The sequence below is a fragment of the Streptomyces sp. NPDC059917 genome (assembly GCF_042730635.1).
GTDB lineage: Bacteria > Actinomycetota > Actinomycetes > Streptomycetales > Streptomycetaceae > Streptomyces.
In genome coordinates, this window is the sequence record NZ_JBHWLC010000036.1 from 61,033 (window position 1) to 71,636 (window position 10,604).

Sequence of the window (10,604 nt, forward strand, 5' to 3'; positions counted from 1 at the left end):
CTGGACAAGCAGCCATTCCACAGCTGATCAACTACAACAGACAAGGTGGTGCGCGCATGGTCGGCGGACGCGCCCGCGCACGCTCCCCCCGGCAGCTCACCCAGGATCCGGAAGCCTGGCCCGAGCAGTTCATCGCCGAAGCGGTCCGCCAGATCGCCCGAACCCTCGCCCAGGCCCTCGACCGCCTCGGACTGAGCCTGCGGGCCGCCGCGGCCGGCTCCGGAGTCAACCGGCAGGCCATCGCCGACCTGCTGGCCGGACGATCCTGGCCCGACGTGGCGACCATCGCCCGCCTGGCCCACTTCACCGGTATCGCACTGTGGCCGGACAACACCAATATCGAACGGAACAGAACGCATTGAGCCTCAAACCGTGCCCGGAAACGCCAGACAGCGAACGGGCATCACGAACTTCGTGGCTCCCGACGCCGAGCGGAGAATGCCTCTACTACGCTCAGACATGCGGAAGCCACCCCTGCTGGGCGGTCACGCAACCCGGCACCGCCGAGCTGAACCCTCGGCGGTGCCACCCTTGGACGCCGCGCGCTCGCGGCACGGTTCACACCGGTACGGAACCTCCCTGCTCGTTCCTGGTGGCCGGGGCGATCGCGAACCAGCCCGTGGGGTCTTCTACCACCCGGCCTTCCCTGATCAGCGCCTTCAACCGGGACCGCGTCGTCTCCGTCCTGCGACCGTTCGAGGTATCCGAGATGTCCTCGCCGATCGCCGCGGCGATGTCCTGTGCCTTCATCGCCCGCCCGGCCCCTGCCAGCAGCACCAGCATTCGCTCACGGGCCACCGACAACTCGAGCGGCCCCGATGCGACCGACGGATCACGGGGGCTGGCTGCATTGCCGGGTGCCGCTCCGGGCGCCGCCCCATCCACGAGGTCCCCGCCGTCACCTGGGCCCTGCCCTTGTGACTGAAGTTCGGCGCTGTCATCGGCCTGGCCAGCATGGCCTGTCAGGGAGAGCAGGGTCTCCCGTGTGATCGTCAGGTGGGCCAGCCGTTCCTCTGCCGTCGCGATCTTCTCGCGGAGCGTCGACAACTCCCCGCGGACAATGGCTTCTTCCGTGTCCAGACGCTCGAAGAGCGACGTCATCGCAGCCCTGCCTTCACCCAGCCGGCATCGGGGCCTCGCGGCACTGGAAGCCCCAGTCAAACGTAGGGCGAGCCGCAACAAGATCGCAGAGGGTGACCGCAGATGCTCCCAAACGACCGCCCTCGCCTACCTCGGGTCCGCACCCCTGCGCTGAAAGACCACTCCTGCCCGCCCCGTAGGCTCACCCCATGCCGACAGAGGACAGCCCGCAGAACGCCGTCAAGCACTGGCAGGACTGCACGGACGTGTACGACTTCCTCGAGCAGATCCGACTCCGCCCCGGCATGTGGCTGCCAGGTCACTCACTGCGTCATCTGGAAGCGCTCCTCACCGGCTACCGCGTCGCACTGGGCGTGCACGCGATCGACGAACCCTTCGATTTCTGGCCCGAAGAGCGATTCACGCAATGGCTCCACGAGAGCCGCGGGACATCCAGCTCACTCAGCTGGGCTGCCGAGATCGAACGCACCACACCTGCGGACTCCAACCCGGTCGAGGAGTTCTTCCGACTGCTGGACGACTACCGCCGCCACGCCGCCTCGAAGCCGACGCCGAGCACGTCGAAGGCTGGCTTCCCCGGCATCGAATACATGGGCAACACGTTCGTCACCCTCTTCTGGCGCCAGCGTCTCCTCAACCAGGCTGTGCACCGTCTCGAAGACCGTGACTTCCGCATCGTCCGGCTGACAGCGGGCCAATGGACCACGGAGCAGGACATGCACCGCGCCATCGCCGCCGCCCTGCACTTCCCCGACTACTACGGCCACAACCTTGACGCGCTCAACGACTGCCTCGGCGACGTGGCCTGCTACGGCGGCTACGACGACTCAGCGGAAGGCGCGGGACTCGTCCTCGCCTTCACCGACTACGACCGGTTCGCAGCTGCCTGCCCCCGGGTCGCTCAAGCCGTACTCGACATCATCGCCGACCAAGCCCGTCACGCAGTCGTACTTCAGCGCCGGCTGATCTGCCTGGTCCACAGCAACGACCCCGACATTCGATTCGACCCGGTCGGAGCCATGCCCGTCATGTGGAACAGCGACGAATGGATGGACGCTAACCGCCGAGCCTGAGCGGGCAATCGCGAGCATGTCAGAGCCCACGGCTAGCATCCGCCCGTGACCCCTGAGCTGCTGTCGAACATTGCTGTCCCCCTCCCACCTGGACGGTTGATCACGTCCGATGAAGGCGACGGAGGCGTCCAAGCCCTGTGGCTGAGCGACGGCGCAGTATCCGCGGAGTTGTGGAAGCGGATCCGCGACGAACATCCCCGCTCAGGGGTGTGGCCCCTGCTTCTCGACTCGCGCGACCCCGAGGACAGCGACTTCCGGCCCTGGGGTGCCGGCGAGCTCTTCCCCGAGCAGATGTCATCACCCGGCGACCATGACCCGGCCGATCTGCTTGCGAAGTGGTGGGCGACATACACCGCGGTCGACGAGGACGACGACATGCTGTCGCCCGACAAGCGGCTGGCCGTCACGGCCCCCTTCGGCCAGACCTGGCCGGGCCTCGCGCCCGGCCGTGAAGACGCGGCGGATCGCAGTCGGCTTGCCGCTGAGTACGCAGAACACTTCGCCCTGAGGCGGCCGCAGTCACGACTGGGCTTGGTCGCCGCGCCTTCCGGCGCCGAGGCCCTTGCCCTCGTCGGCTGGGACGGCCCCGCCAACTGGGACAACGACACCGCCACGTTCTCCGCCGTGGTGAGCGACTGGGAACGACGCTTCGGCGCATGCGTGGTCGCCGTTGGTTCCGACACACTCCACCTGAGCATCGCCACGCCACCGACCAGTAGGGAAGACGCCCTGCACATCGCGGCCGAACACTTCGCCTTCTGCCCCGACAACATCTGGCAGGGCCCTCGGCCCCAGACCCTGGCGGCGTACGCCGAGCGACTCATTGACACGCACTGCTGGGAATTCTGGTGGGACTGACCCTGACCCCGTCGGGAAACGATCACTCGGGAGCCGGGAAGCGATCTTCAAGGCGCCGCATTGGTTCAGGTCAGCGGCACTCGTGAACAGCCCACAAACGACAGTTCCTGAGTAGCTCTCAGGAAACGTCACGAGATCCCGCTCCGCCGCAAGGCGGGGCGGGATCTCGGCGTTTGCGGGGTAGGGCGCGGACATCCGGCGCGGGCGGGCCCAGCTGTCGAGAAAAGCTCTCCAGGAGGACCCGCTGAGCGGCTGCGGGCCGTCAGTCGGCGGCAGGCAGATCGTGCCACCAGTGCCCGCAGCCGCCGGAGCAGAAGCGCTCGCGGCGTCGCCCGTCGGCTATCGAGAGCACGGCGATCAGCAGGCGGAACGCCTTGCGGCGTTCGTCGAGCGGCCTGAGGCCGGCGATCTTTCCCAGCTGCATGTCGATCCGGCCCCGTGAGATCAGCACGGCGGGCGTGTGCGTCGGGCGCAGCCCGGAACGGCGGATGCTCTCCGGGGCGTCCTCAGCGACGGCGCGCGCTTGGACGCAGTGATGCCGGAGGAAGCGCAGCACGTCGGACTGTTCGTCCGGGCCGAGGCCGTCGAACCACTCGATGCCTTCGGACACGGGGCGCAGCCCCTGGGCGAGTTCGTTGAGAATGACGTCCCGTTCGGTCATGGCTGCCTTCCGGCCGACAGGCGGCGCTCCGCCGTGTGGATCAGGATTCCGAGGAGTACCGCGAGGTCGGTCGCGCCGGCTGCGTCGTCGGCCCAGCGGGTGGTTTGTAGGGGGTGTACCTGGTCGAGGGGGGGCGCCTTCGCGGGCGAGGACGAAGGCCAGCGCCAGCATGGCCGCGCGGGCGTTGCCGTCTTCGAAGGGATGGAAGAAGAGGACGTCGAGGTAGGTCCGAGCGGCGCGCGAGGGGAGGGGGAGGTCCGGTTGCGCGCTCTCGGACAGGCAGTGCTCGAAGAGCGCCTCGGTGCGGGGCGTCAGGCCGTAGCGTTCCCGCCCGGCCTTCGCGAAGGCCGGCGCCGTGCGGAAAGGGGCGGACGCGCGGTGCAGGACGGTCCGCTGCCAGTTCGTCAGGAGGGCGAAGTCCAGCCGCTCGCCCTGGTCCGCGTCGGCGAGGGCCGTGCCGAGGGCGGTCAGGACCCGCCGGGTCCCTTCGGGGTCGCGGCTGCCGCGGGTGGTGGTGAAGAAGTCCCGGAAGCCGTCGTAGGCCGGTGCTCCGGAGTCGGGGCGGGTGCTGCTCCAGGACGGCCAGGAGATCCGTGCGCGGATGCCCAGCCAGTCGGCGAGGGCGTCCGGCTGGTGGTCGGGGCCGGATGTCATCGGCTGCGCTCCACGGTCCGGGCGAACCGCGAACTCACCGTGTCGACCACGACGACGTCCGGTGCGGTCCAGCTGCCGAACCGGCCGCCGACCGCGCTTTCCACGATCTCCCGGGCCCGGTCCTCGTCCATGCCGTTGTAGGCGAGGAACCATCCGAGGACCTGCTCGCAGTGTGCGTACCAGCCGCTCTCGGCCCGCGTCCGGTCGGCCACCACGGTCACCAGCCGCGTGCACGCGCGCTCCCAGTGCCAGGGATCCACGCAGGACAGGGGCGCCGCCGCGTGCGGAGGCGGCGCCAAGGCGGCGAAGCGCTCCGCCAGGTCCTCGATCCAGTCGCGCCACTCGAGCAGGGCCGCGACGGCCAACGGGGCGGTCGCCTCCGCCGTCGTCACGGAATGGCGCGCACAGCACCACACGTCGACGACCCCGCCGTCGGCGTCGCCTTCACCCACCGCCCAGTTCCAACCGCAGGCCCACCGGCCGTACCGGTTCACCATGAACGCGGTGACGGGGTCCGTCGCGCGCCACCAGAGCTTCTCGACGGCCTCCGGGCCGGGCAGCAAGGGGGCGACGAGAGCGGCCAGGGCCTTCGCCGCATCCTCGTCCAGCTCGAACGGATGCCGCGACGGATCGACTTCGGCCCAGGTCAGGGTGCGTGCCCACAGTTCACTCACCACGCCACTCTGCCGTGCTCAGCTGTCCGGACTCCAACCGAATACCACCGTGCGCCCCGCGTCAGTTCGCTCTGCGGCAGACGTAGGTGCCTTCGTAGAGGATGCCGCGGGTGGCGCTGGAGGACTTGGAGAGCCACATCGGCCTCGTGTCGGACGGGCACGCGGTGGGTGCGGTGACGTCCGAGGTGAACGTCGGGTCGGTGCGGATCTCGTACTCGCTCGCCGCCGACCAGCAGGGCACCTTCACCCAGGCGTGGCCGTCCACCGTGGCCGGGGCGTCGCGCTCCGCCTGCTGGCGGACGTCGCCGTAGATGCAGTCGCCCTTCTTCGGCGACGCGGCGGAGCCGTGCAGGTGGTGGCTGACCCAGCCGGCGAAGCCGGAGTTGTCGGAGTACTGCGCGAGGGCGAGGGCCAGCGCGATGGCGAGGGCGCCGAGGACCTTGGCGGCCGGTTGTGACGGGGACGGCCGTGCGGGCGGCGGGACGGGGGTCCGGTCGGCCGGGGTGGCGGGGGCCTTCGGGGTGCTCGGGGCCTTGGGGGTCTCCGAGGGCTTCGGGCGGGCGGGGTGGTGCTTGATGCCGTTGCTCGTGAGGTCCAGTGCGCCGTGGTCGTCGCGGATGGTGACGTGCGGATGGCGGCCCGCGGGCGGGCGCAGCGTGTGGGACGCGGTGCCCCACTTGGCGGACCGTACGCGCAGGGTGCGGGCGGAGAAGGGGCGGACGGTGTGGCTGACGGTTGTCAGGGCGGGTATCTCGCCGAGGTCGTCCACGCCGAGGTGGGTGTGCACGGGGCCGCGGCAGAGGTTGGTGATCGTGAGTTTCAGCGTGCCCGGGTCGGGCTCGGGCGGCCGGACCTCCTTCGTGGGTGTGTACGGGATCTCGGGCGGCCGGACCTCCTCCGTGGGTGCGTGCGGGATCTCGGGCGGCACCGGGTGCTCGGGGGCGCCGGTGCGTTCGAGCAGGGTCAGCGCCTCGTCGATCGTCGGGCGGGCCGCCGGGTCCTTCGCCAGGAGGCCGGAGATCAGCGGGACCAGGGGGCCCGCGCGGTGCGGGGGCGGGTACGGGTCGTAGCGGACGGCGTGCGCGGAGGCCAGCGAGGAGTCGCGCAGGAACGGGGAGACGCCCTCCACCGCCTCGTACAGCGTCACGCCCAGCGAGAAGAGGTCGCTGCTCGCCCGGCCGGGACGGCCCGCGGCGCGTTCCGGGGAGAGGTAGGGCGCGGAGCCGACGACGACTCCGGTGGAGGTGAGCCCGCTGCCGTTCTCGGGGGCGGCGATGCCGAAGTCGGCGAGGAGGACCTGCCCGCCCGTGGTGATCATGATGTTCGCGGGCTTGATGTCGCGGTGCACGATGCCCTGTTCGTGTGCGGCGGCCAGCGCGCGGAGCAGGGACACGGCCAGGTCCTTGGTCTCGGCCACGTCCAACGGGCCGTCTTGTAAGCGCTGTTCGAGCGTGACGCCGGAGACCAGCTGCATCACGATCCACGGGACGTCGTGTTCGACGACGACGTCGTGGACCGTGACGATGTTCGGGTGGTCGCGCAGCCGGACGGCGTTCACGGCCTCCAGCTCGGCGCGCTTGAGGAGCGTGGCCCGCTGCTCCGGTGACATGGGGCCGGTCAGCCAGATCTCCTTGATGGCCACCTCCACCTGGAGCCGGCCGTCGAACGCCTTCCAGACGCGGCCCATGCCGCCCGCGGCGATCGGTGCGATCAGTCGGTAGCGCCCCCCGACGACGTCCCCGGCCCGTGTCTCCTGTGTCACTTTGCCTGCCCCCGCTCGGCGTTCGTGTGCCGGGAGTATAGGCGGGGGCTAGGTCGTGCGGTACGTCACCGGGAGCTCGACCAGGCCGCGGGCGCGGGTGGACGGGCGCCAGCGGGGGTCGTGGGGGCGGGCGAGGGCGAGGTCGGGGAAGCGGTCGAGGAGGGCGGCCAGGGCGATCTCTGTCTCGGCGCGCGCGAGGGGGGCGCCCAGGCAGTAGTGGATGCCGTGCCCCAGGGCCAGGTGGCCGGAGGCGTCCCGGTCGACGTCGAGCACGTCGGGGCGCTCGAAGCGGGCGGGGTCGCGGTTGGCGGCGGACAGGGACAGCAGGACCGTCTCGCCCGCGGGGACGGTGGTGCCGCCGATGGACACGTCGGTGGTCGGGAAGCGGCGGATCGCGACGAGCGCCGGTCCTTCGTGGCGCGCGAGTTCCTCCACGGCCGCCGGGAGCTTCGACGGGTCCCGGCGCAGCCGTGCCAGCTGCTCGGGGTGGCTCAGGAGGGAGTGGACCGCGTTGCCGATGAGCTGGACGGTGTTCTCGTAGCCGGCGATGAGGATCAGGAAGGCGAGCGAGACCAACTCGTCCTCGCTCAGCCGGTCCCCGTCGGTGTCCCGGACGGCGATCAGGTCGGACAACAGGTCGTCGGCGGGGTGGCGGCGCTTGTGCGCGACGAGTTCGACGAAGAAGGCGAGCATGGCCCCCACCGCCTCCTTGGCGGCCCCGGGGCGGGCGGGGTCCGGGGCGACGAGCGCGTCGGTCCAGGCGCGGAAGTCCGTGCGCCGCTCCTCGGGCACGCCGAGCAGTTCGCAGATGACGGTGATCGGCAGCGGCGCCGCGTAGGCCGGGATCAGGTCCGCGGTGCCGTGCGGGCCGAGGGCGTCGAGGAGGCGGTCGGCGGTCCGGCGGACGGGGGCCCGTAGCTCGGTGACCCGGCGGGGGCCGAAGGCCCGGCCCACCAGCTTGCGCAGGCGGGTGTGGTCGGGCGGGTCCATGTTCAGCAGGTTGGCGTCGAGGGCGGGCGGCAGCGAGAAGCCCTGGTAGCCGCCGCCCGTGGAGCTCTTCTTGTCGAGGGAGAGCCGCGGATCCGCGAGCGCCGCGCGCACGTCGTCGTAGCGCGTGACCAGCCAGACGGGTCTGCCGCCGGGCCCGGGACCGGGGACGCGGTGCACCGGGGCCGCCTCGCGCAGCTGCCGGTTGGTGGCGTGCGGATCGCCTGCGGACTCGCCCTGAGGGTTCATGGATGCCACCCTAGGCGGGCCCGGATCACCGCCCGAGCCCGCGTCCGCCGGCGCCGGAAACGGGCCGGTCAGCCGCACTGCCAGGTGAAGGCGGCGCGGTCGAAGCGGCGGGCGGCGAGGTCCTCGGGGCGGATCAGCCAGTACAGGGCGCCGCAGTCGCCCCACATCATGTCGGCGGCGTCCTCGCTGTCGAACTGGGCCAGCAGCACCCAGCGTTCGACCTCGTCGGGCATGCGCGGGTCGTCCCAGGCGGCGCCGTCGCCGAGGGCGGCGTGGGCGACCTCCATCTCCACCGGGTTCTGCACGGCGTGCGCGTGGCCGCCGATCTGGTGGCCGACGTCGCCGTCGAAGTCCCAGATCGCGTCCAGGAACGGCTCCTTGCACACCGGGTGGTCGTACGCCTGGCCGAAGGCGGCCTGCGGGGCGAAGGCCCGCTGGGTCCTGGGGTGCCAGGGTTCGGTGGCGGTCATCGCCGGTCGGGCCGTCAGGCGCACGACGGGGTACGCGCTCAGCCCGGGCGGGGTCGGGCGCTCCGCGGCGTCCGCGTCGGCGGGGACGTGGAGCACGCGGGCGCCCGCCTGGCTGTCCGGGTCGTCGGCCAGGACCAGGGCGTCGCCGTCGTCCAACTGGCCGTCGAAGTAGAAGAACAGCAGGGTCCCGTCGGTGGGGAGCGCGATGTCGAGGCCGTCGGCGGGCAGCGCCGCGCAGTCGACGGAGGCGACGAAGGACAGCGGTCCGTGCCCCTCCCAGGTCGGCCACTCGACTCCGGCCGGGAGCAGCGGAAGTCCGCCGAGCCGACCGATGGCGGCGTCGCCCGTGCCGACCGCCGCTTCGAGCCGCACCCCGGGGCGCAACAGCTCCATCCACCGCTCGGCCGCCTCGGCGGGGAGGTGCTGCTGGGCGAGGTCGCGGAAGGCCGCGGTGGTTCCGTGCGTCATGGTTCGATCATGCCGGAGGCCACTGACAGCGGTCACCGGGAGAGGTCACCGACAGCGGGGCGGGGGCCGTCGTCCGGGGCCAGAATGGGGAGATGGCGACCAGCGGGAACGGCGGGGGCGGGGACCGGGCGACGGCCGGTGCGTGGGCGGCGCTCGGGGGAGCGGAGGGGCTGGCCGAGCGGGTCGGCTACCGCGGTACGGGGCCGCTGGGCGGCGGGCGGCTGCCGGTGCGGGAGTTGGCGCGGGCCACCGTGGGGGTGTGTTCGCTGGCCGCCGCGGAACTGGCCGCCGTACGGGCGGGGCGGGGCGTGGACGACGTGGCGCCGCTCGTGGTGGACGAGGGGGCGGTGGGCGCGGCCTTCGTCAGCGAGCGGCACCTGCGGGTGCGGGGGCGGGCCCCGGTGTCCTTCGCGCCGCTGTCCGGTTTCTGGCGGGCCGCGGACGGGTGGGTGCGGACGCACGCGAACTATCCGCACCACCGGGCGGCGCTGGTCGGTGCGTTGGGGTTGGCCGCGGGGACGCCGGAGGAACTGCGCGCGGCGGTGGCCGGGCGGGGCGCGGTCGAGGTGCAGGAGACGGTGTACGCCGCGGGCGGGCTGGCCGTGGCGGTGGCGCCGGAGTACGGGGCCCCCTTGCCGTTGGTGGAGCGCCGGGACGGTGACGTGCGCGGGCGGCGGCTCGGGCCGGGGGAGCCGGCTGCCTCGGGGGTGCGGGTGCTCGACCTGACGAGGGTCATCGCCGGTCCGGTGGCCACGCGGACGCTGGGCCTGCTCGGGGCGGACGTCCTGCGGATCGACTCGCCGCGGCTGGCGGAGGCGGACGACGCGTACGCGGACACCGGCTTCGGGAAGCGGTCCGCGCTGCTGGACCTGGGGGCGGCGGCGGACCGGGAGGTCTTCGAGCGGCTCCTGGCGCGGGCGGACGTGGTGGTGACGGGGTACCGGCCGGGGGCGCTGGAGCGGTACGGGCTCGGGGCCGAGGAGCTCGTGGAGCGGCGGCCGGGGGTGGTGGTGGCCCAGTTGTGCGCGTGGGGGTGGGGCGGGAGCGGGAGCGGTCCGTGGGTCGGGCGGCGGGGGTTCGACTCGCTGGTGCAGGCCGGGTACGGGATCGCGGCGCGCGAGGCGGGGGCGGACGGGGCGCCGGGGGTGCTGCCGGCGCAGGCGCTGGACCACGGGACGGGGTACCTCGTGGCGGCGGGGGTGTTGCGGGCGCTGGCGGACGGGGGCGGGCGGGTGCTGCGGTTCTCGTTGGCGGGGACGGCCAGTTGGCTCGTCCGGGGGGTTGCGGTGGCGGATTCCCCGGCGGGGGCGGAGGCGGGGCCCGTGCCGGGGGCGGGGGCGGGGGCGGGGGTGGGGTACGACGCGGGGGCCTGGCTGCGGGAGGTGGATTCGGGGTACGGGGGGTTGCGGTACGCGGGGTCGCCGGTGGTCGGGGGGCCCGTGGGCGGGTGGGGGCGGGGGCCGTCGCGGTGGGGGAGCGACGCGGCGGTGTGGGCGGGGTGAGGGGGCGGCCGGGGGCCGTTGGCGGGGGCGGGGGCCGCTGGCCCGGGGGGGGGGGGGGGCCCCCCCCCCCCCCACAAAAAACCCAACAACCAAACCACGAGAACACCAACCCGGAGGCCGAAGGTTGAGGACTTGTCGGATGACT

Annotated in this window: 10 protein-coding genes; 4 read left to right on the plus strand and 6 right to left on the minus strand. The window is 72.5% G+C overall.

All coding sequences use genetic code 11. The features are described from left to right. Positions 1 to 56 precede the first annotated feature (56 nt). Positions 57 to 362, plus strand: a complete 306-nt coding sequence (locus ACFWAR_RS21575) for a helix-turn-helix domain-containing protein (protein ID WP_385779447.1) — start codon at positions 57 to 59, stop codon at positions 360 to 362. A 196-nt stretch (positions 363 to 558) separates the two neighbouring features. Here ACFWAR_RS21575 and ACFWAR_RS21580 read toward each other — a convergent pair whose 3' ends face one another. Next, entirely contained in the window at positions 559 to 1,101 is a 543-nt protein-coding gene (locus ACFWAR_RS21580) for a hypothetical protein (RefSeq protein ID WP_385779449.1), read from the minus strand. A 188-nt stretch (positions 1,102 to 1,289) separates the two neighbouring features. Between ACFWAR_RS21580 and ACFWAR_RS21585 the strand changes: the two genes are divergently transcribed. Next, positions 1,290 to 2,174, plus strand: a complete 885-nt coding sequence (locus ACFWAR_RS21585) for a barstar family protein (RefSeq protein WP_385779451.1) — start codon at positions 1,290 to 1,292, stop codon at positions 2,172 to 2,174. A gap of 45 nt (positions 2,175 to 2,219) precedes the next feature. Beyond that, positions 2,220 to 3,032 carry a DUF4253 domain-containing protein gene (locus tag ACFWAR_RS21590; RefSeq protein WP_385779453.1) on the plus strand — a complete coding sequence of 271 codons (813 nt, stop codon included), beginning with the start codon at positions 2,220 to 2,222 and terminating at the stop codon, positions 3,030 to 3,032. Between the two features lie 262 nt (positions 3,033 to 3,294). On the opposite strand, the gene ACFWAR_RS21595 is transcribed toward ACFWAR_RS21590, so the two are convergent. The 5 genes from ACFWAR_RS21595 to ACFWAR_RS21615 all read right to left on the minus strand — a co-directional run bounded on the left by ACFWAR_RS21595 (position 3,295) and on the right by ACFWAR_RS21615 (position 8,957). Beyond that, positions 3,295 to 4,347 (minus strand): DUF5958 family protein, encoded by a 1,053-nt coding sequence (locus tag ACFWAR_RS21595; protein WP_385779455.1) that lies wholly within the window; start codon positions 4,345 to 4,347, stop codon positions 3,295 to 3,297. Next, the gene (locus ACFWAR_RS21600) at positions 4,344 to 5,021 is read right to left on the minus strand and encodes a hypothetical protein (RefSeq protein ID WP_385779457.1); all 678 of its coding nucleotides are present in this window, start codon (positions 5,019 to 5,021) and stop codon (positions 4,344 to 4,346) included. The genes ACFWAR_RS21595 and ACFWAR_RS21600 overlap by 4 nt, the downstream gene beginning before the upstream one ends. A 61-nt stretch (positions 5,022 to 5,082) precedes the next feature. Then, on the minus strand, positions 5,083 to 6,783 hold the full coding sequence (locus ACFWAR_RS21605; RefSeq protein WP_385779459.1) for a protein kinase: 1,701 nt from the start codon (positions 6,781 to 6,783) through the stop codon (positions 5,083 to 5,085). Between the two features lie 48 nt (positions 6,784 to 6,831). After that, entirely contained in the window at positions 6,832 to 8,019 is a 1,188-nt protein-coding gene (locus tag ACFWAR_RS21610) for a cytochrome P450 (protein ID WP_385779461.1), read from the minus strand. 68 nt (positions 8,020 to 8,087) lie between these two features. Further along, a complete protein-coding gene (locus ACFWAR_RS21615; RefSeq protein ID WP_385779463.1) occupies positions 8,088 to 8,957 on the minus strand; it encodes a YwqG family protein in 870 nt (289 codons plus the stop codon). A gap of 92 nt (positions 8,958 to 9,049) precedes the next feature. On the opposite strand from ACFWAR_RS21615, the gene ACFWAR_RS21620 reads away from it, so the two are divergent. After that, positions 9,050 to 10,459 carry a CoA transferase gene (locus ACFWAR_RS21620; RefSeq protein WP_385779465.1) on the plus strand — a complete coding sequence of 470 codons (1,410 nt, stop codon included), beginning with the start codon at positions 9,050 to 9,052 and terminating at the stop codon, positions 10,457 to 10,459. Positions 10,460 to 10,604 lie beyond the last annotated feature (145 nt).